This window comes from Kibdelosporangium aridum (genome assembly GCF_900176515.1).
Lineage (GTDB): Bacteria > Actinomycetota > Actinomycetes > Mycobacteriales > Pseudonocardiaceae > Kibdelosporangium > Kibdelosporangium aridum.
This window is the reverse complement of record NZ_FWXV01000020.1, coordinates 1-24,686: the sequence shown is the minus strand read 5'-3', so window position 1 is coordinate 24,686 and position 24,686 is coordinate 1. Positions and strand designations below refer to the sequence as shown.

Genomic DNA, 24,686 nt, shown 5'->3' with positions numbered 1-24,686 from the left:
CTACTCCGGTCGCGGCGCGTCGTAGGTCAACTTGACCTTCAACGTCGCATCCGCCTGGCCTCCCACCACGATCACATTGCCCTTCACAGAAAACCCGAGCCCAAACTCCACTTCGAACTTGTCCGGTCGAGCCGCCCGCCCGCCGAGCTTGCCGATCACTTCCATCGTCGACACCGCGGCGCCCACAATCACCTCGTGCGCCCTCTCGAAGGCGTCCAGCACCCGCCGACCGGTGTCCCCCACAGCCGAAGTCTTCTCCGTCCCCGCCACCGGAATCGTCTGAACCAGCACCTCGACGTCCCCAATCCGCATCGGCACGACTTGACCAGCCACAACAAGCCCCCTTCAGCCATCGTTACCCCCTGATCGCTCATCTGCGCTGCGCGTTACTCACCGCAGTCACGCGCAAGCCTTTCGTCGAGCGCCGCAAACGCGCGCCGAACGCGCCCTGACCAGCGTGGTGGCGACCTGCTACCTGGAGGCGCGTCGATCACCAACTACGATGACTGCCCAGTCGGCCGCTTCTGCGTGTGGGACCACCTCAACGGTTATGGTTCAATCAAAATCATCGACCCCGGCGGCGACGCCGATCTGCGTTCCCCTGCTCCTGACTGGAACGACAGGATCCGCTCACTGTGGAACCGCACCGGAAATGTCTGGTGCACCTTCCGGGACATCAACTACGCCAGCCTCTCCGGCGACCCATGGCCAGTCGGGAACTGGCGAGGAAACACGGCTCAGTACAACATGGACATGAAGATCAGCTCGCTCCGCCCGGGACGGTGCTGATCGGTGGGGTCGATCGTGGTGCGCTGGCTCGCCAGCCTGTGCACCGTACTCGGGCTCGCTGCGTTGGGCGCCATCACGCCAGTAGGCGTGGCCTTCGCAACCCCGGCAATCAATGACGGGAGTGCGTCGATAGCCGCATTCTCCGATTGCCCGGTCGACTGGCTCTGTGCGTGGGAACACGTTAACGGGCAAGGCCGAATGATCCGGACTCAGACCGGCATTAGCGACCTTGGAGACATGGACAACCAGATCTCATCGTTGTGGAACCGCACCAGCGCGGTCTGGTGCGCCTACGACGAGAGCGACTTCACCGGGCCGGTGCTTTGGCTCGGGAACATACGAATGGTGCAGCTCGCCAGCATCGGCTGGGATGACAGGATCAGTTCCCTACGCCGAGGTGGCTGTCAGCAGCAACCGAACAATGCAATAGACACGACTCGGCGCCGGGCGAACGGCGGGATATCCCTACCTCGCCCGGTGCCAGCCGCATGCACAGGTACGCCGCTTGCCCTGCACGACAAAAGGTCTGACACCGGCCCACGACCAGGAACTGGCACGCCCGTCAACGGTGTAGTACAGCGTGGCGAACTCGATGAGCAGGATTTCACTAGTGCCCACAAGCAACTCTGTTCATCAACTCGGTCACGCCATGGCACGCGTTTCCCACGGCATGACAGAACGAGAGTCACGTTCCAGAAACACCCTGCAAAGCAGGTGCAGCAGTATGACCACCGACAAACGACCGCACAGGGAACGAACAAGAACACCCGTTGGCGAATGCTCGCCCAGGTGGTCACGGTCGGACCGGCCATGGCCTGGTGCAAGGAACCCCTTCTGGCGACCTGCCCCACGGAGATCTCGACACTGGGCGGCACGCGTGACTCGAACTCCACGGCGATTCCTTCCGTGGCCGCAGCAGCGGGTGGCTCGATCACGTCCACGGTCAGTGTGGACTCGCCGTTGTCTGATGTGGACAGTTGGATCTCTTGCCGAGTCGGGCCATTAGGCCGAACATGGTGTCTCCTGGAGCGGTGCCGACTGCGGACTGGCAGCCCACGATGTCCTACGACATCCACGGTCCTGAACGGAACAGATCTACACGGAGGGTCGGCCGCAAATCCTGACCCGCACAGTTCGTTCCGGTTACACGCTTTGGGGCCGTGGCGTCCTTCCCGGCTGGAGGTGAACGAAGGCATGCCCCGCCGCTACGCCGACTACCTGCACAGCAACGGATTCACCAACCTGAACATCATCTCCACCATCCAGCCGATCACCGGGTTACGAGACAGCCTTTAGTCTCAGAAGTCGCGGGCGCAGATGCTCAGCGGCGTATCCGTCCGGCGGACCCGCTTGTGTCCAACACTTTTCCCAGCTGCGACTCAGCTCCGGCATCGCTGGATGACGGGGTCCGCCGAAAATCCAGCACAGCATTTGACTTTCTGTGGTGTGACCGTAGAGACTTCCGCACCCTCGCTCGCCGAAGATCACGCCAGGCGGGTCAAGCAGAATCCGGCTGGAGCCCGCCAGGTTCGATTCGACCGACCCGGTGACAAGCCGGGACCTTCGCGAGAACCACGAGGTGATCGAGAATGACGAAGATCGGTAAGGCACTCGGGGTGCTGGCCGCGGCCGTGGCGCTGCCCCTGGCGGTGAACGGGACCGCGTACGCGGACATCCCGTTCGACCGGCCGATCAACGGGAATGCCACGTACTACGACAACTCGGGTTACGGCGCGTGCGGCACCTGGGTCAACGCCGCCACGGAGATGCTCGTCGCGGTGCCCGCCTCGTACTGGACATCCCCGAACCCGAACAACGACCCGCTTTGCAAGGGTGTCTCCGTACAGGTGACCTACAACGGGCGGACCATCACCGTCCCGGTCAAGGACAAGTGCCCGAGTTGCGGCAGCGGGCACATCGACCTCAGCCGGCCGGCGTTCGCCCAGCTCGCCGATCCCAATCTGGGCAACATCCCGTTGACGTGGAAGTTCGTTCGGTCCTGACGACGAAGCACGCCCGTTGCCGGCTCCCGCGTCGGCGAGCCGGCAACGGCGCGGCAACGAGGAGAGCCGTACATGCGATCTTTCCGCTACGTGATCGTCCTCCTGCTGGCGGTGCTGGCTCTTGGCACGACGCCGGTTTCCGCGGTGCAGGCGACGAAGAAAGGCGTGAGCGCACTCAATTTCAACGGCGTCACCACCGCACTCGCCGATGTTCGGGCGGGTTGGTACTACGCGTGGTCGTCGAATACGCAGGGCATCACCGCGCCTCCGGGCGTGGAGTTCGTGCCGATGATCTGGGGTCGCGGGTCGGTGACCGACGCCGAGCTGAACCAGGCCAGGGCCCTGGGCACCACCCTGCTCGGCTTCAACGAACCGGACATGGCCGGTCAGGCGAACATGTCGGTCGAGCAGGCACTCGACCTGTGGCCCCGGCTGCAGGCAACCGGGATGCGGCTGGGCGCTCCGGCCGTCGCGTTCGGCGGCGACCAGCCCGGCGGCTGGCTCGACCGGTTCATGAGCGGTGCGGCCGCTCGCGGCTACCGCGTCGACTTCATCCCGTTGCACTGGTATGGCAGTGATTTCTCCAGGGCGGCTACCGATCACCTGCGGGGTTATCTGCAGGCGGTCTACGACCGGTACCGCAAACCGATCTGGCTTACCGAGTACGCGCTCATCGACTTCACCGGTCCGGTCCCGCGGTACCCGAGCCAGGCCGAGCAAACCGATTTCGTGCGGAACTCCACCGCGATGCTCCAGGGCCTGCCGTTCGTGGAGCGCTACGCCTGGTTCACGTTGTCGACCAGCACCAGCCCCACCGGGCTGTACAACGGCACGGCCGCCAACGAGTCCGGCGCCGCGTACCGCGCGGCCGGCTGATCCGCCCGCGTGTGACGCGATTCCTGTGGTCGGACCGTGAAGACCGCGGCCGGCCTTGTCCAGATATTTGGTCTGTACCAATTTTGTCGAGCGGTGCACACCGCCGCCGGGAAGGAGGTTCTTCCGTGTCGAAAGTGAAACGGCTGGTGCAGGGCATCATCGCCGTTGTGGTGGGGCTGGCGGCCACAGCTGGCCCGGCCGCGGCGTCGTAGCAGGCCGAGGCCGCCTTCGTCGTCAGCGAGGCACAGTTCAACCAGATGTTCCCCGGCCGGAACTCCTTTTACACCTACCAGGGACTCGTGTCGGCGATGAACGCGTTCCCCGGCTTCGCCAACAGCGGCAATGACACCGTCCGCAGGCAGGAGGCCGCCGCGTTCCTGGCCAACGTCAGCCACGAGACCGGTGGTCTGGTCCATATCATCGAGCAGAACCAGGCGAACTGGCCGCACTACTGCGACTGGAGCCAGCCCTATGGTTGCCCGGCCGGGCAGGCGGCCTACTACGGCCGTGGCCCGATCCAGCTGAGCTGGAACTTCAACTACAAGGCGGCCGGCGACGCGCTGGGCGTCGACCTGCTGCGCAACCCCAACCTCGTGGAGAACGACGCGGCGATCTCGTGGAAGACCGCGTTGTGGTACTGGATGACGCAGAACGGTCCTGGCCACATGACTCCGCACAACGCGATGGTCAACGGCCACGGCTTCGGCCAGACCATCCGCAGCATCAACGGCGCCGTCGAGTGCGACGGCCGCGCACCCGCGCAGGTGCAGCACCGCGTCGGGCTGTACCAGCAGTTCGCGTCGATCCTTGGCGTGAACCCCGGCGGGAACCTCTACTGCTGACGCGCCTGTTCGCGACAACCCGGAGGAACAATGCGCAAGATCCTGTGTGCGGTGATCGCCGTGATCGCCGCACTGGTAGCTGTGACGCCCGCGGCCGCGGCCGCGGACCACACGGTCACCTTCGTCAACCGGTCCGGTCAGACGATCTGGATCGGCAGCGGTGTCAACGCCGACGGCTCGGTGAACTTCACCCGGCTGCCCGTGTTGCAGGACGGGCAGTCCGCGACGGTCACGATCCCCGAGTCGAGCGCGCCGAACCACTGGCGTGGCAAGTTCTTCGCGCGACAGGGCTGCACCGGCGAGCCGGGCAGCACGTTCCGCTGCAAGGTCGGCGACTGCGGGCCGTTCCCCGACCGCTGCACCACCGGTGAGCAGCCGGCCAGCCTCGCGGAGTTCAACTTCGACCGCAAGGACGCCCTGGCTCCCTGGTACAACGTGAGCTACGTCAACGCGTTCTCGTTGCCCATCACCATCGATCCCCGTGACGCGTCAGCGCCACCCGGCTCGAAGGAGTGCGAAGGGGTCGGTTGCTCGCAGAACCTGTTGCCGTTCTGCCCACCGGCGAACCTGACCCGGTGGGACGACGGCACGCCGATGCTCTGCACGAACCCCAACCGGGACGCCAAGACGCCGTACAGCGACGCGATCTCGTCCCGGTGCCCCAAGGCGTATGCCTGGTCGAAGCAGGACACCGAGCCGGGCAACCAGGTGATGCGCCAGTGCCGTCAGTGCAGCGGTTTCACCGTCACGTTCCACAGTGGAAGGTAGGAATCCATGGTCCAACGTGCGCTGACCGGGGTCGCCGCCGTGGGATCGGTGCTTGCTGCCGTTCTGCTGGCGGCGCCGGCCGAGGCAACGGTCCAGACCATTCAGGATGACGTGGTGCGGCTGACCAACGCCGAACGGCAGAAGGCCGGTTGCCCACCGCTGACTGCCGTGGCGCAACTCAATGTGGCTGCCCAGCGCCATTCCGAGGACATGGCGGCCAACAACTTCATGGGCCACACGGGTTCCGACGGCAGCACGATGGTGACCAGGGTGGAACGGGCCGGGTACACCGGCTGGCGGAGCCTCGCCGAGAACGTCGCGGCCGGGTACCGGACCGCCGAGGACGTCGTGGCTGGGTGGATGAACAGTTCCGGCCACCGCGCCAACATCCTGAACTGCGGGTTACGGGACATCGGCGTCGGGTACGCGACGAATCCCAACAGCACCTACGGCGTCTACTGGACGCAGAACTTCGGCAGTCGGTAGCACCGTTGACGTGTCCTCCCCGGTTCGAGACACCGGGGAGGACACGTCATGTCAAGATCGGGCAACACGCTGTGACAATCCGGGCAGAAATCACCGTTGTCCGGCGGCATTCTGCCCGTAGGCCACAACAATCACTGAACGTGACCCAACGGCCGAGGACCGAAGTGTCAACCGACATCGACGTCGCGTCCGGCTCAGTGCAAGCGACGCTGCCGACCAGCAAGGACTGGTTCGTTCCGGCGGTCCGGGATCTGTTGTCCCCGCGTCTGGGGGACGTGCCCGCGGCGGTCATCCCTGGGGCCCGTTCGCCGGATGGGTATCGTTGCCCGGCTGACCAGGCCATTCAGGTGGCACACAGTGGTACCTACCGGGTGGAGGCTGTTCAGCTCGCCGAGCAGGCGTTGTCCGGCGGCCACTGTGCGACGGACCCGAAGTGCTTCCGGCACGCCGTGCTGACGATGGTGTTCGCGGGCGATCTGATGTCGGCTGAGATGCACTGCGCTGAGGCGCTGCGGCGCGTGGAGTGGCGTGCGGACGGACCCGTCCGTCAAGCTTTCACCTTGCTCCAGGCCAGGATCCGGTACCTGACCGGTGACTGCGCCGGTGCGCAGGAGAGGCTCTCGCGCCTACTCGGTGGCCCGGTGCATCCCGGCCTCCGTAGCCCGGCTGTGGCCTGGCTGGTCGAGGCGCTGGTCCAGCGGGACGAACTCGGCCGTGCGGAGGCGTTGCTGGCTGAGCATGGCCTGCTGGAGTCGGTCGGGGCGCAAATCCCCGACCGGGCCGCGGTACTCGCCGCTCGTGCGGCCGTGCACCTGGCTGCTGAACGGTTCCAGCCGGCCGTGGACGAATACCTCGAGTGTGGCAAGCAGTTGTCGGAGTCGCAGATCGTCAATCCCGCCGTGGTCGCGTGGCGCTCCCGCGCGGCACTGGCCGCACTTGCGACCCACCGCGTCGACCTCGCTTTGGCGTTGGCTCACGACGAACTAGTGGCCGCACGGCGGTGGGGTTCACCTGCCGCTGTGGGCGCCGCCCTGCACCCTGTTGCGATGCTGCAGACCGATGACCGCGGCGCCGAACTCCTGGCGGACGCGGTGCGGTTGCTGGACGTTGCCCGTGCACGCAACGAGCAGATCTGGGCGTTGTACGACCTGGGGCTCATGTTGCGCAAGCGGCAAAACAACGGTGCAGCGCGGGCAAAGCTGGAACTGGCAGGCAACCTGGCCAGGCGCGGCGGCAACACGCGCTGGTCACGGCTTACCAGGTCGGCGCTGAACAGGCTGCCGGCGTTCGGCAGGACAGCCGCGCTCACCAAGCAGGAAGCCAGAATCGCCCGCCTGGCGGCAGCCGGCCACAGCAACAAGGAGATCGCGGCGAAACTGTGCCTCACGGTCCGGACAGTCGAGTTCCACCTGTCTGGGGCGTACCGCAAACTCGGCATCTCCGGCCGGCGTGAACTCGGCGCGGTGCTGGCGGCCGTCTTCTGAGGAGCTGTGCGTGTGAGGTTTCAGAACCTTGCGCCGAGGTGATGAGCTGCAGCGATCCACGCTTCGAAGCTGAGGCATGATCGTGCGGCGTGGCCCTTGCGACCGTTGTATCTGATCTTCATCTGACTCGTTGTGAGGCCCTATGGGTTGGACTGAATCGCACCCTGGTGTCGCCGAGTTGCCGTTGCAGTACTGCGATCTGGTGCCGTACACGAGGATCTCGATGTCCTTTGTCCCGGTCGGTCATCGGGAAGCAGGCGAAGCATGGCGAAGGTGTTGGTCAGTCTCGCCTATTTGATCAACGACACACCCACATTGTCAGACCAGTGGCGTCTCACCTAAAGGCTGTCTCGTAACCCGGTGATCGGCTGGTGGAGCGTGTGGGTGATCATGGTTGGGTGCAGGTGATCTCTGCGTCCCGGTCGGAGTGGATCGCCTCGTTCACGGGGTTGCAGCCCAGGTCAGTTCCGAAAGCTGGTGCGGGTGGTGGCCCAACGCGGTGGTGAGGCGATCGCGGATGGTCATCCGGGCCGTCAGTGGCGGCTGGAACTGGCCGGCAGGGTGCTGCTGGTGGCGACCTATTGGCGGACGAACCTGACCATGCGGCAGATCGGTCCGCTGTTCGGCGTCTCGCACTCCGCGGCGCATCGGGTGGTCGACTCGCTCGGCCCGCTGCTGGCACTGGCCCCGGTCCGCCGACGCCGCATCGACCAGGTCGCCATCGACGCCGACACCCGGCTGGTAATCGCGACCGGTGATCCGCAACCGGGTAACCGCAACGACTGCACCCGTCTACCGTGACTCCGGCATCGCCGACGTCCTGGACGGTCGACCTGTGATGGCCGATGGCGGCTACCAAGGCAATCCCGGCGTGATCATGCCGTATCGCAAGCGCACCAAGGACACTGCTTTGCCGGACTGGCAGGAGAATCTCAACAAGATCCACCGCAAGATGCGTGCGCGGGTCGAGCACGCGGTTCTCCAACGTGGCTTAGAACCGTCTGACCGAGGAGGAGCGGACGGCTGGACACATGATGTGCGCTCACTACTCCGGTGCAGTGGAATACCACCAGGGCACAACACCGATGTCGAGCAGTGCGGTTGTTGTCCTCGGCCAACGCGAGCGCGTGATAGAGAGATGCTCAGTTGCTCTCTAGGGATGACCGAGCTCGGCGTACCTACCTCGACCGATGGTGACCAGCGGGTATCGGCTAGCAGTCCGGCGCGCCTCCCGCAGCCGAAATAAGGGTGAAGGTATCGTTGCGCAGTTGCGTCTACTGGAGATGGCTACAGCTCGAATTCGGGGAGGGTTCGTGACGACTTCGAGACGTCGCCGGATTACACCGGCTGTCAATTTGCCAAATCGTTGCGTCAGATCCAATGTTCGGCTACAAAATAGGCGACAGTCGCGCCCACCGCATCCGATTCGCCTGAGGGTTAGACAAACTAGATCGGTCTTTCTAACAGTGGCGACCCTAGCTGCATCTATTGCTCCCGTGGGCGCCTTGTGGTTTACCGATTTGTCGTTGCAGGCGACCCGTGAGCAAATGCGCACTACCGAGCAAGGGCAATACGCCGACCGATTCACAAAAGGGGTCGAACAATTATGGTCTCAGCAAGCAGTTGTTCGACTGGGCGCGGTACTTGAATTGAAAAGCTTGGCAGATGAGTCAGTTCGTGACGCAGTGAAAGTCGTGAGGGTTTTGTCCTCCTTCGTGCGCAGTCGGACACCCATGCAAGGCTGCTTGCCTGCCGGTTTCGTGGCGGATGGAGCTCGTGGATCGACACGGCTTCCTGATGATGTTGCCGCAGCGCTCGAGATGAGTCAACAGTTAAGTCGTTCAACGAATGTCAACCTTGCGACAGTTTGCTCAGCTGAAGAAACTGCACCACTCAAACCTGAATAATACCAGCCTAGTATAGAGAAGCACGCCGGGGACAAAAACGACCCTTGCCTGGAAGACTCGTTGAGCGTCGACCGAACCACGCTCCGCGAGGGACATCCCTGCGACTGTGGGGATGCCACTTCCAGCGCTGCGAGATTCGCAGTCAGGACGGCGTGCAGGATTCACTTCTCAGCGCTTGATCCATGAGGCAGGGCGTGGGCGAGATGCAGAACGGCATCGTGCGCTTGCCGAAAATGTCATCTGTGCAGGTCAGGCGGCGTGGTGGTACTCGTTGAGGATGCCGCCCAACCGTGGGCGTCGGCGGATGTCGAGTTGACTGATCTGCGCTGGATCGGTGATCGGCTCGGGCAGTGGTCGTAATGGTCGGGCGTTGGGGATGCCTTGGTGCGGCCGGTGCGAGTTGTAGAACCGCTCGTATTCACGGAGTGCGTGAAGCAGGTGTCGCTGGTTCCAGATCAGGCGGACGGCTTGGGTCACCCAGGCCGCGGTCGGATGTGGTGTCGCGCCGAGGATGCGGATCCGGCGCTGCGCGTGCTCGATCACTGCCAGGACGTACATGCGGGCGCCGGTGAGGGTGATGGTTTCGAAGAAGTCGCAGGCCAGCAGGACTTCGGCTTGAGAGCGGAGGAATTGGACCCAGGTGCTCGACGCTCGCTTGGGTGCGGGGTCGTGCCGGCGTCGGTGAGAATCTCCCACACGGTCGAGGCGGCGACCTGCAGGCCCAGGACAAGGAGTTCGCCGTGGATCCGGCGATAGCACCAATTCGGGTTCTCTTTGGCCAGGCGCAGAACCAGGACTCGGATAGACCGGATGGTGCGCGGTCGGCCGGGCGCTTCGGTTGCGACATCCTGGCGTGGCGTCGGCGGAGTAGATCACGGTGCCAGCGCAGGATTGTATCCGGGCGCACCAGCAGACGGAGCCTGCGCAAGATCTGGCGTGGTAACCGATGCGCGAGCGCGGCGAGCAGCGCCCGGTCAGCAGGACTGAACCGCACCCTGGTGTCGCCGAGTTGCCGTTGCAGCACTCCGATTTGATGGCGCAACGCGAGGATCTCGATGTCTTTGTCCTGGTTGCTCATCGGGAGCAGGCGAAGCATGGCGAAGGTGTTGGTCAGGCCGAGGTAGGCCAATCGCAGCAGCACGGCCGGTCATCCTGCCGTAGAACCGTCGAACCGTAAGTGGATGGTGCCGATTCACCGTGTACAGCATCTGACCAGCACGGATGAGATTTTCGGCAAGCGCAGGTTTCCAGACGTCGTTGCAGACAAGCCGGACTGGCACCTGGCGTTCGGGATCCTGGCCGCGCTGTGCGTCGTGGGTGCGGGGATCGGAGTGCTGGCAGCCAGGCGGATCTGGCAGCGGCCGGCGGTCTGGCGGGTAGTGACGTCGCCGCGTTGATCCGGCAGCTGACGTCATCGACCGACCACCCCTTTCCGCCCCGGCTATGACGATACCTCCCGCTCACACGACTCCACTCGCCGAAGCTCTCCGCAGAACCGCTGCGGGCGTCCCAGGATGGAACGACCGCAGCGGTTCTCCGCACCGTTATCGCAGCCGGTAGGCGCGCATGATGGTCTGCTCGACTGTGTTGCCCGCAGTGTCGGTCGCTTTGGCACGCAAGGAGACATAACCGCTGGCTGGGTGTTGCAGCAGGACCTGGCCGTTGATCAACGGCGCTTGCTGCCAGTGGGCGCCGCCGTCGTAGGAGACGTCGACGGTCAGCGAGGCGACGTCAGCCGCTTTGCTGCCGGGGTTTCGCTGGACGCTGACCGGCACCTCGAACGCCCGGGCGCCTGGCGCGGAGTTGGCCGCGTCGAGGACGGGCGCGAAGCGAACCACTTGCACGGGCAGGGCTGGCGTGCCGTCGTAGCAGACATCCCAGACGACGCTGACCTTCGTCGAGGTGTCGGTCAGGCTCCGTGCCGCCTCGGTCGCCACCCGATAGCGCCCTTGTGGCTGAGCGCCCGGGATCCGGCAGACGACATCGTCGGATTCGCAGACCTTGGTGCCGTCCCGCAGAACCGAGCTGTGCGCACTGTCCAGTTTGGATCTCCCGACGGTGTCCGGAGCCGAGCCGAACAGCGGTACCTGGAATATCATCGATCGGTCCGCCTCCTGGTTGGCCCACCGTGTATCGCCCGCCCGCTGCGGCAACGACGGCCCGAACACCGCGCCGTTCCATCGCTCCGCGGAGCGCCGTCCGGGCTGGTAGGTCCGCAGCAGCGCCTGCTGCTGCACGTCGGCCTGGTCGGGATCCTGACTCGCGCCGAGCTGGAAGAAGAACCCGGTCCAGGTGACGCCTTCGGTGGTGAACAGCTCGTCGCGGGTGGACGGCAGGCTCATCGGCAGCAGCGGCGTGCCGGGGAACATCGCGGTGGGCAGCTGGGTGGACGAGGCGATCGCGCCCTTCGCCCCGGTGCCTCCCTTGCCCTGCAACAGGTTCTCGGTGCGCACCGTGGCCAGTTTACTGTCGCGTACATGACGCGACCCGGTGTACGCCTTGCCGGGCGTGAACCAGGCCAGGTTGTACACGTACGGCGAATCCTTGAACTCGCCATCGGCGCCGGCGACCGCGAACATCGCCTGCTGGCCGCCGGTGAACCTGCCCGCTGGGGCGTCCGGGCCGATCTGGGCGGTACCGACCTTGCTCAGATCCGGGGTCTCGATCCATCCGGCGAGGAAACCGCCGCCGTCCGGCAGTATGACGGAGCCGATTGTGCCGGCCACCAAAGAGGCGTTCGCCCGGTCGACCGTGACTGTGACCGGTTTGGCGGTACGGGCGTCCACCGTGATGACTCGGTCGGCGGACAGGTCGACCCATGGCGCTGTCACCAGGTCTGTACCGTCCTGACCGTTGCGCAGTTCGGTGGCCAGGACATAGTGGCCCCGTGGCGCGCGGATGTGCATTGTGCTGTCCTCATCGACGGAATATTCCGGATTGTGCCCCTCGTAGGATCCAGCCAGCGCCATGAAGTGGGAAGTGGCCTTGCCGTTTCGATCCAGCGCGGTGACGGTGACGTTGTAGCTCTCCACCTCACGCACGACGGCGACCGGAGTGCGAACCGACGTGCCGGTCCCGGTCGCGATCACCTGGCCGGTGTAGTTCCCGTCCGGATGCTCGCCGCGGGTATCGGCCGTGATGTCGACGCTCGCGGTGCCACCGGCCGGAATCGTCAGCGACGTCGCGGAAAGGGTGAACGTCGTCGCGGGCTTGCCGTCCGGGCCGGTCGCGTCGACCCGCAGCGCGAGCGTCACATCGGTGTCGCCCATGTTGCGGTAGGTCAGCGTGCGCTTGATCAGCTGATCGTCGTTGTGTGGCCACAAAGCCTTGCCGAAGCTGATGCTGGGCTGCTCGGGCAGGATCTTCTGGGTGATCGCCTTGGCCAGGTCGACCCGGCCTGCGCCCTGTTGGAACGCGGAGGCGTCCGCGCTCGGCGTCGCCGATGCCATCAGAGCGGCCTTGACCTGTGCGGGAGTCCAGTCGGGGTGTTGCTGGAACAGCAATGCCGCGGCGCCAGCGACATGCGGGCTGGACATCGACGTGCCGGTGCCCGGCATGCGCAGCTCGCCTGGTGTGCCCATGATGCCGTCCTTGGAACGAGCGGCCACGATGCCCACACCAGGTGCCGTGAGGTCCGGTTTGATCGCGTGATCACCGATCCGCGGCCCCTGGCCGGAAAACGGTGCCACGGCATCGTTACGGTCCACCGCGCCGACCGACAGCGCTGCGTTCGCGGTGGACGGTGAGGCCACTGTCTGCTGCCCTCCCTGGCCGTTGTTTCCCGCACCGAGCACGAACAGCGTGCCGTTCTGGGCGGTCAGGCGGTTGATCGTCTGCTCGATGGGATCGTCGCCGGGCTGGTCCTGCCCGCCCATGCTCATGTTGACCACTTTGGCGTGCTGCTCGGTCGACGCCCACTCCATCGCGGTCAGCACCGCCGACAGGTCGCACTGGCCGTTGCCCAGGCATACCTTGCCGATGAGCAGCGAGGCGCTGGGCGCGACGCCTCGGTACACGGGGTCAACGGAGGCCACCGTCGAAGCGACATGGGTGCCGTGCCCGGCCAGGTCGGTGTCGGGTTCGGTGGTGAAGTTCTTCTGCAGTGCGATCTTCCCGGCCAAGTCGGGGTGTGTGGCGTCCACACCGGAATCCAGCACCGCCACTTTCACCCCGGCTCCGGTGTACCCGGCCTGCCAGGCGCTCGGAGCGCCGATCTGCGGGACGCTGCGATCCAGCGTGAGGTGCAGCTTCCGATCGAGCCAGACCTTGCGAACCCCACTGGTCAGCGTACCGTTGCTGATCAGCGAACGCCAGAAAGTGCTGTTTGTCTTGGAAAGCCGGACCGCGGTCCCGTCGATGGCCGCGAGCTGGCGCACCTTCTCAGTGCCTGCCAACGACTTGGCCGCCACACCGCCCTGCACGATCAGCGGCAGGTCGGGACGGTCGTCATAACCCTCCCTCGCGAGCATCGCCACGTCGAACAACTGCAGGTCGAGCTGTCCGATCGTGACCAGCCGCGCCGCGTCGGACGGGATGACGTAGGTGTGATCGCCCTGTTGACGGATCGAGAAGCGCGTCCCCGCGCGCCCCTCGCCCGCGACCGGCGTCACCCGCGTGCCGCCTGACGCTCCTAATAGGACGCGATCGCCGGTCACCAGGGTGACCACCTGCCCGTTGTCGCCATCCGTCACCGTATTGGCCTGTCCGGATGCTGTCGTTGCGCCGCACAGGATTGCGGTCGCCACGACTGTGCGTATCGCTCTCTTCAAGAGCCACTCCTGCCGCAGTGGACGGCACGCCGGCCGGCGTGCCCACTTGCGATCTCATCGAAGGCTCCGTCATTTCGGCGTCACCGTCAGAGATATGCAGAGTGCTGCCACTCATCTTCTGACAGGACAAGCTCTTCATCCGACGACGTGGTGTCCGCCGGTGCAGGGAGCACGACAGTCACCACAAGGCCTCCGCCCTCACGCGGTTCGGCCCGCACGTCGCCGCCATGTGCGCGGGCCACCGCACGCACGATGGACAAGCCCAGCCCCGCGCCGCGCGATGCACTGGAGAGCCGTTCGGTGCCCAACCGGTAGAAGGGCTCGAACAGGTTCGGGATCTCGTACCGGGGCACGGCTGGTCCGGTGTTGCTCACCTCCAGCACTGCCGAGCCGTCCGGCTTGGTGCCGCTCAGGACGCGCACCCAGCCATCAGCCGGGAGGTTGTACCGCACACCGTTCTCGACGAGATTCTGCACGAGATGTTCAAGCAGCACGGGATTGCCGCTGGTCGGCGCCTCCTCGGCCACCGTGTGGACGGTGACCGACCCTGCCTGCACCTGGTCGGTGACATGGTCGACGATATCCGCGACGTCCACGAAGGAGCGTCCGGCGATCTCACGTTCGGAGCGGGCCAGCAGGAGCAACCCGTCGATCAGCCGCTCATGGCGGGCGTTGATCTCCAGCAACATCTCGCCGAGCTGGCACACGTCCGGCGAGGCGGTGCGACGCTGCACTGCGATCTCGATCAGCGTCCGGTTGAGGGTGAGCGGGGTGCGCAGCTCGTGCGAGGCGCTGGCGATGAACCGCCGCTGACCGTCGAAGGAACGGTCGAGACGTTCGAGCATGACGTCGAACGTGTCGCTCAGCTCCTTGATCTCGTCGTCGGGACCGTTCAACGCGATGCGTTCGTGGAGCCCGCGGTCAGCGGCCGGGGTCTGCGCGATCCGGCGGGCTGTCTCGGTCACCCGGTGCAGCGGCTGGAGCATCCGGCCGGCGATCAACCAGCCGAACGCGATCGCCGCGGCGCCGACTATGCCCAGGGCGATGCTGCCCTGGGCGAGCACCGCGTCCAGCACGTCCTGCTGAACACTCACCGCGCTCTGGTTAAGGATCGCGTTGCGTTCTGGCGCGTCGTTAGAACCTGGCAGCGGCAGACCGTTCGGTGGCGGGCCGAAACTGCTGAACGTGGCCTCGGTGTGCATCCGCTGGGAAACGAGCGCGTATGTCGCACCGAGCAGCACCATCCCAGCGAGCAGGAAAAGCCCGCCGTAGAACAGGGTCAGCCGGGCGCGGATGGTCAACCGGGTGCGCTTCACGGGATTCGGTACCCCACTCCTGGGTCGGTCAGTACCACGGGCGGGTCACCGAGCTTGCGCCGTAACTTGAGGATCATCATCCGCACGGCGTGCGTGAAGGGGTCGGCATGTTCGTCCCATGCCTTCTCCAGCAACTGTTCCGCCGAGACAGCGACGCCGTCGGCCCGCAGCAACTCGGTGAGGACTGCGAACTCCTTGCGGGACAACGGAACGTACCGGCCGTCCCGGTAGACCTCGCGGCGGTGCGGATCGAGCCGGATACCGGCCCGTTCCAGGACCGGTGGCGCCGCTGGTCGTGATCGTCGACCCAGGGCCACCACCCGCGCGGCCAGCTCGGCGAACGCGAACGGGCTTCGGCAGGTAGTCGTCGGCGCCCAAGGTCAGCCCGGTGACCCTGTCGTCGATCTCCGCGGCCGCGGTCAGCATCAGCACGCGCACATCGGGATTGCTCTCGGCGAGCGCACGGCATACGTCGTCGCCGTGCACGACCGGCAGGTCACGGTCGAGCACCACCAAGTCGTAGTCGTGCACGCCGATCCGTTCCAGCGCCGCACCGCCGTCGTACACAACGTCAACCGCGTGCGCGTCCGCGCGTAGACCCTCGGTCACCGCGTCGGCGAGCAGCGATTCGTCCTCGACCACCAGAATCCGCATGCCCCTATGGTGACCCACGGTGACGTCACTTCAACGTCACCATCAGCGCCGGGACCCGGCTGAAGAAGGTTTCGACCATGAACCTGGCCGGAGCCATCCTGATCACCGGCTCGACCGCTGGCAACCAACCCGGCCCCAACACCACACCTACGCCGCCTCCAAGGCCTTCGCCAACACCTTCGCCGAATCACTGCACACCGAACTGGCCGGGACCGGCGTCACTGCACGCTGCTCGCGCCCGGCCCCGTGCGCACCGAATTCACCCACGTCGCCGACGTGCCAGGCATCGACCGGCTGGGCCTGGCTCGCTATGGGTGTCCCCCGAGACCTGTGCCGCTCGAAAAGTCATCGCTGCACGTCAAAACACGTGTCGGTCGTCGTGATGACGCACCGACGATTGGGGGATGACGCGCTATGCCAACGAGACCGCAAGCACGGCTCGTGCCCCGTCACCACGAACGCCGTCCTCCGCAGACGGATCACCAGCAGATTCGATACCCGCGCCAGGGCGCGCAGAACTGCTCCGCACCAGCATCCTGAAGGCCTCATCACGGAGCACAGCTCACCGACCTCGACAACCCCGGCTACGCCGCGACCAAACATGCCGCCGTCGGGTCGCCGAATGGCTCGCCTTCACCTACCTTCATCGCCGAATCAGAGTGTCCGCGCTACGCCCGAAGGCGCCCGGACACCTATCCTCGACAACGCGGCCGACCTGCTCCAGACTGCGATCACCGTCGAGCAACTCGCCGAGATCACCCTCGACGCCATCCACGCCAGCTACATCTCCACGCTGGTCCAGAAGCATCAGCAGATCCGGGGGTCACGCGACGCCTAACGACACCTTCCCTGTCCGGCCGGCACAGACGCGGCCCGCGCGGAACTCCGGACACAACGACGACCGCAACTGAAAGGCAGCAATGAGCACGATCACCACTACCGACGGCACGGAGATCTTCTACAAGGACTGGGGCACAGGCCAACCGATCGTCTTCAGCCACGGCTGGCCACTATCCAGCGACGACTGGGACACCCAGATGCTGTTCTTCCTGCACCACGGCTACCGAGTCATCGCCCACGACCGGCGCGGACACGGACGCTCCAGCCAGACCAGCGACGGCCACGACATGGACCACTACGCCGACGACCTGGCCGCGCTGACCGCCCACCTCGACCTGCACGACGCCATCCACATCGGACACTCCACCGGCGGCGGCGAGGTCGCGCACTACCTCGGCCGGCATGGCGAGGACCGCGTGGCGAAAGCGGCACTGCTCAATGCTGTGCCGCCGCTCATGGTGCAGACCGACGCCAACCCCGGCGGCCTTCCCAAGAGCGTCTTCGACGACCTGCAGGCCCAACTCGCCGCCAACCGGTCCGAGTTCTACCGAGCGGTGCCATCAGGCCCGTTCTACGGTTACAACCGTTCCGGCGCCGAGCCGTCGGAAGCGGTCATCCAGAACTGGTGGCGCCAGGGAATGATGGGCGCAGCCAAGGCGCACTACGACGGCGTCGTCGCCTTCTCCCAGACTGACTTCACCGACGACCTCAAGAAGATCACGGTGCCAGTCCTGGTGATGCACGGCGACGACGACCAGATCGTGCCCTACGCCAACTCCGCACCACTGACCGCACAACTCCTGCGCAACGCAACCCTCAAGACCTACCCCGGATTCCCGCACGGCATGCCCACCACCCACGCCGAGACGATCAACGCCGACCTGCTGGCCTTCCTGCAATCCTGACCAGCCCGACGGCCGGCTACCATATCAACTCATCGGCAGACTCCGCTCTCACGCCAACAGCGTCACCACCTAAGTTCCGACCCGTCCAACAACTCCTGGAACCGACAAGCATGTCCCGGCGCCCGTCAACCATCTCCTGGAGCCAAACTGTCAACGAACTCCTGGAACCACACAGGGTCTCGCGGGCGCGGCCTGGCGATGATGAAACGCATGGCACACATCTTCCGGTTGATGCACGGCCCGCACGGCACCACGGTGGTCCTGGGCTGGTCACTGCCCGGTTAACTCCCACCGGCAGGCGTGCGCAGCCGCACGCAGCCGGCGGCGCGTCCGCGTACGAATCGGTTCCGGCGATCAGCGCGGTCACCGGAGGTCGTGTGGGCCGGCCGCGACCGCGACGCCAAGTACACCCGCGCGTTCGACGCCGTCTTCCACGCCGAGAACATCGAAAGCCTGACGACACCACCCCAGGCACCCAAGGCAAACGCCCACTGCGAACGCGTCATCGGCACGCTGCGCCGCGAAATCCTCGATCACATGCTGACCGTGAACACGACCCATGCCCACCGTGTTCTCACCGAATACGAACGCCACTACAACCACCATCGCCCACATCAAGCCCGCAACCAGCAGCCACCCGAAGCACCAACACAGCCGCCAAAACCCATGCACCACAACCACACTCACGTCATCCGCAAGCGCCTACTCGGCGGCCTCATCAACGAGTACCACCGGGCCGCCTGAACTGCAGCGATGTTTTTGAGCGGCACAAGATCGGCGACGGCAAGCCCTAGAACCCGGCTCCCTCAGGCACCTGGTCGTAGGACTCACCGGCATACTGGCCGACCCACCACACGCGATCACGTTCACACTGGCCAACCTGCTGGATAGTCCACACAGCAGCCAGCCGACGTCAAGTTCCAGGCATCCGGCGCAGCAAGGGACTTCGAGACAGTAATGAGATTGCTCGCCGCCGACGTCATCTAGCACCAGGCCGGCGACCACCGCTTGACCGGCCTACAAGGGCTCGGCGGCAGTCAACGAGATGATCGGCGGAATCACCGAGGTCAGCCGCAGCAGCATGCAACTGGTTCAGCTCGCAGCACCGATGCTCAACGGCGACCTGGTCGCCACCAACGTCCATTTCACCGCCACCCGCGACGACGCGAAAGTCAGCCTTGGCGGCCTCGACCTGTTCCGGATCGAGGACAGCAAGATCGTCGAAGTCTGGCTGTTCTCAGCCGCGGCAGGCGAAGCGGCCGAGAAGAAGTTCTGGCTCCGCTGACCAACTTCCACATCGACCATCGACTCAACTGAGGCAACGGCCGACGTGCCTGGTTCAGCTGGCGACTTGGCGGCGTTTCCTGAGCATTAGCAGGGATCCCAGTACGCCGGCCACGACGAGAAAGGCGATGACCGCGGGCCAACGGCTGGTCCCGACGGCGGTTTGGGTGACCATGCCGGCCATACCGGCGAAGAACAGGACCGCGGATATGAGGCCGCCGTTCGGTTGCTCGTAGTCGACACTGCGCCACCAGCTTCGGCGCCGGCCGTTGCGCCACCCGACCTGCACAGCGAAGACGCCCATACCAAACAGGCCGATGGCGAGGTAGCCCAAGGTGGGAGTGGAGCGACGGGGATGCTGCGCAGTCTCCAGCACAGTGTCGCTGGAAAGTTCGAGCAGGACCGGGTTGCCGCCGTAGTACACCGCGGTGAGCTGCATACCGTCCCGGATCTGGTCCTGCCCGGGTTGTTCAGGCACAGTCACCCGGTCGTTGTCATTGCCGCGTACCTGCGGCGCGACCGCGCTCACGTTGAGGGACCATTTTCGCTCTCCGGACACCCAACGAAATCGAGAACGGGTCTCGCGTTCCACGGTAGCCGGTCCACGGATCAGGCAATCCTGACTCACCGCACCAGTGCACGCCGCCATCTCAGTCGGCCGCACCAAATCAGCCACGGTCTGCACCCCCAGTGCAAGGCTGCCCGCGACAGCCACCGTTCCCAACACCAGCCACACCACCGGTCGCACCCGCCGCACAGCCCACCCCCGATCCACGAAGCCGCCCCCACGGGCCTCAGGGTTCCCAAAACCACCCTGCTTTATTCCTGCCGATTAGTGCGTGGACGCGATGCCGATCGCAGCCACAGCACCGATTACGGGGAAAGGACCGACTGGCAATGGATTGTGTTGGGACACACGCGCTGAGGCGGAGAAGCAACCATGTCAGACTCGCGACAAATCCTCATCCACGGTCATACCCGCAGACACTCACCAACTGAAGACACCTGTGACTCCAGCATCTCCCACAGACAAGAGATCAACCCGACCACCTCACGTACACCCTCAACACCTGACGGGTCTTTACCAGCGAAGCCTGTCCTCAGCGGACCTCGAGAACGCGACGAGCACCCACAGCAGCTGGACACATTGGGCACTACATATGCCGCAGCGCGGGCGTACCAGGCTGTTACGGACTTCTACGAGGACGTGCAGCGATGACTTTTCGAGCGGTATAAGGTCGGCGCGGGTCGTGCAGGTCATGACCCCCAATCCGGCGCGGTCGCCGCTTTGATTGACCCCACCGACCAGCACAGCGCATCCCATCATGCCGTCCCCGCCGGCGGCGAAGGGATGACCAGCAGCCGCTACCGCCTGCCCGGGCCGGAACACCGGCCTTGATGAGCGCAACGCCCCCACACCAACAGACAAACAGGAACACCCACCCCCTTTTCTTCCCCGCCTTGCACAGCATGCGCCGCCCGGCACCGGCATCAAGGCCCTCCGGCCGCCAACGCGGTCGGACTCCACCCGAGCCTTGACCCCGACGCCTCACCCCGGCGCGCCCACAACCCAGCGGAGAAGACCAAAACAAAGTCAGCAGCACCCCTTGACCGGCCCCACTCCTTCAGGGATGACCTGCGTGGACGCAATTTTCGGCACCCATAGGGTCAGCGGCGCGCAGTAGCGACGACAGCTCGATGCACCAGTTCAGATGCTGAACCGTTCAGAAGTGTGGCGCCCGACGCGGAACCTTGGATATGGTCGAAGCGGAGGCCATTCTCCTCGTGTGAGACGGTGAGCTGTTGACTTCGTCCGGGTTGCGTCGAACGGGGTGGGGCCTGCTTATCTTCGGCATAGGCGCGCCATCCGTGTTGTTGCCGATATCAGCGTGGTTGACCAGGGACGACAGCGCAAGTTTCGACAAACATGTCGGCTGGGCGAATATTCTCGCTCTCACGATCGGCGCGGTTGGCGTGATCTTGATATTGGTTGATAAGGTGGAGAGGTCGAGCGATCTCTCGTCGTCGCGCATTGACGATCTCGCTGGCACCGTGGCGAAGGAAGCCCTGCGCCAGGACAGTCTGTTACTTGCTCATCTGTTGAGTACGGACTCGCTGGACAGCCGTGCGGCCCGGGGAAATTTCGTCAAGGTCAGACCTCGAACATCCAAAGGTAGGCCTACGAAAAGGGTGACGAAGGAATTCGGCGAGATTGTTGATTTTTACATAACCGAGACCAAGGGTCGGCTGGTCATTCTGGGAGCGCCGGGGACTGGCAAGACGGTCTTGACTGTACTACTGACAGTGGGATTGTTGAAACGACGCCAAAACGGTGAGCCTGTACCGTTCCTGGTCAGCCTCCCGTCATGGGATCCCGCCAACCAAGACTTCGTCGAGTGGCTTGCGGAACAGATCGCCATTCGGTTCCGGATCGGACGTAAGATCGCGGCGCGGATGGTCCAGGATGAGCTGATTCTGCCAGTGCTGGACGGCCTGGATGAGATGGACTCGTCGGAAACCGCACCGCACCGATCCGAGCAAGCGGTGAAAGGGATCAACGACTATATTGCTTGCACTCCCGACGCTCGAATCGTCGTGGTCTGCCGATCTGGTCCAAGATACTACGAGCGGCTCAGCCGAACCGTGCGGAACGCCGATGAGATCACCATCCAGAACCTGGAACCGAAGAAGATCATCGGCTACGTGCGTACGCATTGTCCGGACGAGCGGGCGCTGGACGCTTGGGAGCCGGTCTTCAATGCGCTGATGGAACGGAAACCGAACCCCGTCCTGTCCGCTTTGGACACGCCATGGCGGTTGACGGCCGCCGTGACCCTTTATCTCCAAGGAGAGGATCCCCGCCAGTTGCTGCCTACGGACGAGGAGTTGTCAGGTAGCGGTGACTATGCGGCGAGAATCAAAGGGCTGTTGATGGAGACTTACGTCATCGCCAAGGTGCTGCTTCATCGAAAGCGGTTGAACGCAGCAGTGACCTCGATCAGGCAGCTGCGCCACATTGCGAGCCGGCTCGCAGTCCTTGAAGCGACCGGGCATGGCGGGAAAGAGATAGTTCTGTCTCAATGGTGGAACGCCTTTGCATCTCAGAGTGTGGTTGTGTTTCATGTAGGGCTAACCTTCCTGGTTCTACAAATCCCTTCTCTCGTCATTGGATATGGCCCATCGGCTGAGCAGGGAATTCTTTCCTTCCTTGGCGTATTGAGCGGAAAAATCACTATCTGGTATTTCGCATGTAAGCGGGCTATCACGAGAGATAAGCCGGTCGCCTTCCGGCTTCGTAGTCTGCGTTCGCCTGCTCAGGTCGTGATGTCCGCGCTCAGCGTCGTGGTCTCAACTGTCTGCGGCCTGTTAGCGGGGACAGCTTATGGAGCCATGTATGGTGTTGGCATAGGTATGACTTCTGCCGCGCTGATGTTGCTTGTCGCTGCGTCTTATGGTCCTCAGCGCGTTGACGCGACACATCCGCTGGCCTCGCTCCTGAATGATCGCAACTTCGCTATCGCACTGGGGCTCACTGTCGGAGCCTTTGCGTTCCTGTACTACATTCCGCTGCGCGGCATCACTACGGCGCTCATGCTTGCTTTGATGTGCGTCATGGGAAGCATTCTCGCCTCAGCTTATACGCGTTATCTTGTGACGGCCTTCGTTGGCTGGATATACGGTCTCCCGCTACGGCTCGCCAGATTTCTGTCCTGGGCTCAACGCGCAGGTTTCCTTCGCCTCTCAGGAGCCGGCTATCAGTTCCGACACCAGGAACTGCTCGAGTATTTGCAGCGTCGATGACCGCGGTCAGACCTTGAGGCGCCATCAATAATATCCTGTGGGGCTCAAGTACTCATCGCTGCTGGTCAACGGTGCGCCTGCCGGAAACCTCATCCTATACCGCTCGAAAACTCGTAGCGCCCGATCAGACCATTCATGTAGGGCGCTGGAACGACGCTCCAGTGATCGTGTCGCGGCTGCACCGTGACACCGCTAAACGTCGTCCTCCGCCGCAAGATCGCGGGCAGGTGCGGCACCCGCACAAGGGTTCTCGCAGACTGCTCCGCACCAGTGTCTTCAGGGCCTGATCAAGGAGCACAGCTAGGTAGCTTGACGTGTAGCAATGACTTTTCGAGCCGTCCAGCGTAGCTCGTGCGCGGTCCGGTGGCCATGTGCGCCATGTTTGCCCACCTGACAAACATGATGACCAATAGGGAGCTGTCCAGCGCTACCGGCCGGTCGGCATACCTGCAGGTCATACGCCCGTTCGCTTCACATCGATCTCCGTTCGGGCGAGCGCAAGCCGTCACGTGACACCCTTAGTTGTACCTATGTACAATCAAGCCATGCCTAGTTCTCCCAAGGTGACCAGATCGATGGAGGACGTCCTCTACGTCTTCATGGACGACCCAGCACGGTCGTACTACGGCTACAAGTTGTGCGAGTCAGCCGGCGTCAGTCCCGGCAGGCTATATCCGCTTCTTGCCCGCTTGGAGGCGACCGGGTGGCTGACGAGCGGGTGGGAGTCCAATGAAGCAGATCAGGGTATCGAACCTCGCCGTCGCTACTACCGAATCACGAGTTCAGGAATGGAAGGCGCAGCCAAAGCACTCCAACAGCGAACTCCTCGCCGCCTGCTAACGCGTTTCCGGCTACCAACATGGGGATGGACACAGTGACGGCCGCAAAAGAGGGGTGCATACGATGAGTAGGCCGGAGCGGATCACGGAGCCCTTCCTCGATATTGTCGAAGTATTCTGGCAATCAGAGGAAGGTGTGCACGGATATGAACTCGCAAAGAAGACAAAGCGTGGCCGACCTACAGTCTACAATAATATCGACCGACTAAGTAGCTTAGGATGGATAGCAAGCAGATGGGAAGATCCGGCGAATGTCACCGGTCGCCCACTGAGGAAGATTTACCATTTGACCCCCGAGGGGCAATCGCTCGCGGAAGAGTTGCTGATCAAATTTGGGCGGATTCATCATGGAGACTTTGGCACCGCAACAGAGGGCCCTGGTGATGACCGGTGAACAACACGGTGCTGATTTCGATTCTCATCAGTCTAGGTGTCAATGAGTTCCTTGGGTTCACAGACTGGCTGGCCGATCGGCTAACGCGATGGGCTGCACGACGTTGGGAAGCGAAGACTGGGTTCGACCACCTGGAAGAATGGCTCGAAGACCTCGAACACTCGCCAGGTCGGCTATTCAAGGTACTTAGCGCATCTTGGATGCTGCTGGGAACCTTCGTCAACGTCGAGCGGCTAACGTTGAACCTGCCATCCCTCTGACGCCTTTCTCTACCACTACGAACAGCTCTATGCACCGCGTTTGCCGCAGCGCGAACCGTTTCTGGGATGCTCATACGTAGGGGTGTTGCCCACATTGCGCCGCAGGCGACGAGCCGTCTTCATCTAGTGGGCATCAGGGCGGCAGTTTCACTTTTGCCCAAAAAGCTGTCGACGGCACGTGAAAACTGACCCCGGCGTGGCATCCGAATTTTGACCCCCTGTCCGGTGACTCTGGCTCGAGCCGAGCCAGGGAGGACGAAGGGTGTTGTCCGTGGAAGATTGGGCTGAGATTCGCAGGTTGCACCGGGCGGAAGGGTTGCCGATCAAGGCGATCGCCCGGGTGTTGGGCGTCTCAAGGAACACGGTGCGCGCCGCGTTGGCCTCGGATGCGCCGCCGAAGTACGTGCGGCAGCCGAAGGGGTCCATTGTGGATGCTGTGGAACCGCGGATTCGTGAGTTGCTGCAGGCA

The 24,686-nt window shown here is 64.0% G+C and carries 22 protein-coding genes and 4 pseudogenes; 20 read left to right on the top strand and 6 right to left on the bottom strand.

Annotation, left to right across the window (positions count from 1 at the left end; all coding sequences use genetic code 11):
* A complete protein-coding gene (locus B9C43_RS52445; protein ID WP_143447228.1) occupies positions 1–291 on the bottom strand; it encodes a CU044_2847 family protein in 291 nt (96 codons plus the stop codon).
* A gap of 81 nt (positions 292–372) precedes the next feature.
* Between B9C43_RS52445 and B9C43_RS60350 the strand changes: the two genes are divergently transcribed.
* The 10 genes and pseudogenes from B9C43_RS60350 (at position 373) to B9C43_RS56335 (ending at position 9,155) form a co-directional block, all read left to right on the top strand.
* Positions 373–789, top strand: coding sequence for a peptidase inhibitor family I36 protein (locus tag B9C43_RS60350; RefSeq protein WP_084434706.1), 417 nt, complete (start codon positions 373–375; stop codon positions 787–789).
* Positions 790–792: 3 nt separating this feature from the next.
* Positions 793–1,098: pseudogene (locus B9C43_RS60345) on the top strand (peptidase inhibitor family I36 protein); the annotation flags it as partial.
* A gap of 1,280 nt (positions 1,099–2,378) precedes the next feature.
* Positions 2,379–2,792 (top strand): cysteine/serine endopeptidase inhibitor, encoded by a 414-nt coding sequence (locus B9C43_RS52430; RefSeq protein ID WP_084434704.1) that lies wholly within the window; start codon positions 2,379–2,381, stop codon positions 2,790–2,792.
* Between the two features lie 72 nt (positions 2,793–2,864).
* Entirely contained in the window at positions 2,865–3,668 is an 804-nt protein-coding gene (locus B9C43_RS52425) for a glycoside hydrolase family protein (protein ID WP_084434703.1), read from the top strand.
* Positions 3,669–3,889: 221 nt separating this feature from the next.
* A pseudogene (locus B9C43_RS52420) lies at positions 3,890–4,510 on the top strand (chitinase); the annotation flags it as partial.
* Positions 4,511–4,540: 30 nt separating this feature from the next.
* Positions 4,541–5,278, top strand: a complete 738-nt coding sequence (locus B9C43_RS52415; protein ID WP_084434702.1) for a thaumatin family protein — start codon at positions 4,541–4,543, stop codon at positions 5,276–5,278.
* A gap of 6 nt (positions 5,279–5,284) precedes the next feature.
* Positions 5,285–5,764, top strand: coding sequence for a CAP domain-containing protein (locus B9C43_RS52410; RefSeq protein WP_084434701.1), 480 nt, complete (start codon positions 5,285–5,287; stop codon positions 5,762–5,764).
* 164 nt (positions 5,765–5,928) lie between these two features.
* Positions 5,929–7,248: a helix-turn-helix domain-containing protein gene (locus tag B9C43_RS52405; RefSeq protein WP_084434700.1), complete on the top strand. Its 1,320-nt coding sequence runs from the start codon at positions 5,929–5,931 to the stop codon at positions 7,246–7,248.
* A 398-nt stretch (positions 7,249–7,646) separates the two neighbouring features.
* Positions 7,647–8,227, top strand: a pseudogene (locus B9C43_RS52400) (transposase family protein); the annotation flags it as partial.
* 517 nt (positions 8,228–8,744) lie between these two features.
* Entirely contained in the window at positions 8,745–9,155 is a 411-nt protein-coding gene (locus B9C43_RS56335) for a hypothetical protein (protein WP_143447227.1), read from the top strand.
* A gap of 249 nt (positions 9,156–9,404) precedes the next feature.
* Here B9C43_RS56335 and B9C43_RS58040 read toward each other — a convergent pair whose 3' ends face one another.
* On the bottom strand, positions 9,405–9,851 hold the full coding sequence (locus B9C43_RS58040; protein WP_235039354.1) for a hypothetical protein: 447 nt from the start codon (positions 9,849–9,851) through the stop codon (positions 9,405–9,407).
* A 485-nt stretch (positions 9,852–10,336) separates the two neighbouring features.
* On the opposite strand from B9C43_RS58040, the gene B9C43_RS52390 reads away from it, so the two are divergent.
* Complete coding sequence (locus B9C43_RS52390) at positions 10,337–10,552, top strand: hypothetical protein (RefSeq protein ID WP_084434699.1); 216 nt, start codon at positions 10,337–10,339, stop codon at positions 10,550–10,552.
* Positions 10,553–10,699: 147 nt separating this feature from the next.
* On the opposite strand, the gene B9C43_RS52385 is transcribed toward B9C43_RS52390, so the two are convergent.
* From B9C43_RS52385 to B9C43_RS52375, 3 genes and pseudogenes are all read right to left on the bottom strand, one after another.
* A complete protein-coding gene (locus B9C43_RS52385; protein ID WP_143447226.1) occupies positions 10,700–13,924 on the bottom strand; it encodes a S8 family peptidase in 3,225 nt (1,074 codons plus the stop codon).
* Positions 13,925–14,010: 86 nt separating this feature from the next.
* Entirely contained in the window at positions 14,011–15,240 is a 1,230-nt protein-coding gene (locus B9C43_RS52380; protein ID WP_235039353.1) for a sensor histidine kinase, read from the bottom strand.
* A pseudogene (locus tag B9C43_RS52375) lies at positions 15,237–15,894 on the bottom strand (response regulator transcription factor). Before B9C43_RS52375 ends, B9C43_RS52380 begins: the two are co-directional and overlap by 4 nt.
* Positions 15,895–16,516: 622 nt before the next feature.
* Here B9C43_RS52375 and B9C43_RS52365 point away from each other — a divergent pair.
* The 4 genes from B9C43_RS52365 to B9C43_RS52350 all read left to right on the top strand — a co-directional run bounded on the left by B9C43_RS52365 (position 16,517) and on the right by B9C43_RS52350 (position 18,924).
* The gene (locus B9C43_RS52365; protein ID WP_084434697.1) at positions 16,517–16,732 is read left to right on the top strand and encodes a hypothetical protein; all 216 of its coding nucleotides are present in this window, start codon (positions 16,517–16,519) and stop codon (positions 16,730–16,732) included.
* 82 nt (positions 16,733–16,814) lie between these two features.
* Positions 16,815–17,639: an alpha/beta fold hydrolase gene (locus B9C43_RS52360; protein WP_084434696.1), complete on the top strand. Its 825-nt coding sequence runs from the start codon at positions 16,815–16,817 to the stop codon at positions 17,637–17,639.
* 375 nt (positions 17,640–18,014) lie between these two features.
* Positions 18,015–18,383, top strand: coding sequence for an integrase core domain-containing protein (locus B9C43_RS52355; protein WP_200826107.1), 369 nt, complete (start codon positions 18,015–18,017; stop codon positions 18,381–18,383).
* A gap of 301 nt (positions 18,384–18,684) precedes the next feature.
* Positions 18,685–18,924 carry a hypothetical protein gene (locus B9C43_RS52350; protein ID WP_084434694.1) on the top strand — a complete coding sequence of 80 codons (240 nt, stop codon included), beginning with the start codon at positions 18,685–18,687 and terminating at the stop codon, positions 18,922–18,924.
* 54 nt (positions 18,925–18,978) lie between these two features.
* Here the strand turns inward: B9C43_RS52350 and B9C43_RS52345 are convergent, their stop codons facing one another.
* Positions 18,979–19,452: a hypothetical protein gene (locus B9C43_RS52345; RefSeq protein ID WP_143447225.1), complete on the bottom strand. Its 474-nt coding sequence runs from the start codon at positions 19,450–19,452 to the stop codon at positions 18,979–18,981.
* A gap of 1,364 nt (positions 19,453–20,816) precedes the next feature.
* On the opposite strand from B9C43_RS52345, the gene B9C43_RS52335 reads away from it, so the two are divergent.
* From B9C43_RS52335 to B9C43_RS52315, 5 genes are all read left to right on the top strand, one after another.
* The gene (locus B9C43_RS52335) at positions 20,817–22,724 is read left to right on the top strand and encodes an NACHT domain-containing protein (RefSeq protein ID WP_160097365.1); all 1,908 of its coding nucleotides are present in this window, start codon (positions 20,817–20,819) and stop codon (positions 22,722–22,724) included.
* 530 nt (positions 22,725–23,254) lie between these two features.
* The gene (locus B9C43_RS60340) at positions 23,255–23,602 is read left to right on the top strand and encodes a PadR family transcriptional regulator (protein WP_084434690.1); all 348 of its coding nucleotides are present in this window, start codon (positions 23,255–23,257) and stop codon (positions 23,600–23,602) included.
* Between the two features lie 25 nt (positions 23,603–23,627).
* Complete coding sequence (locus B9C43_RS60335) at positions 23,628–23,957, top strand: PadR family transcriptional regulator (protein WP_084434689.1); 330 nt, start codon at positions 23,628–23,630, stop codon at positions 23,955–23,957.
* On the top strand, positions 23,954–24,217 hold the full coding sequence (locus B9C43_RS52320) for a hypothetical protein (RefSeq protein ID WP_084434688.1): 264 nt from the start codon (positions 23,954–23,956) through the stop codon (positions 24,215–24,217). The genes B9C43_RS60335 and B9C43_RS52320 overlap by 4 nt, the downstream gene beginning before the upstream one ends.
* A 262-nt stretch (positions 24,218–24,479) precedes the next feature.
* Positions 24,480–24,686: helix-turn-helix domain-containing protein (locus B9C43_RS52315; protein ID WP_143447223.1), on the top strand; the 207-nt coding region annotated here is incomplete at its 3' end.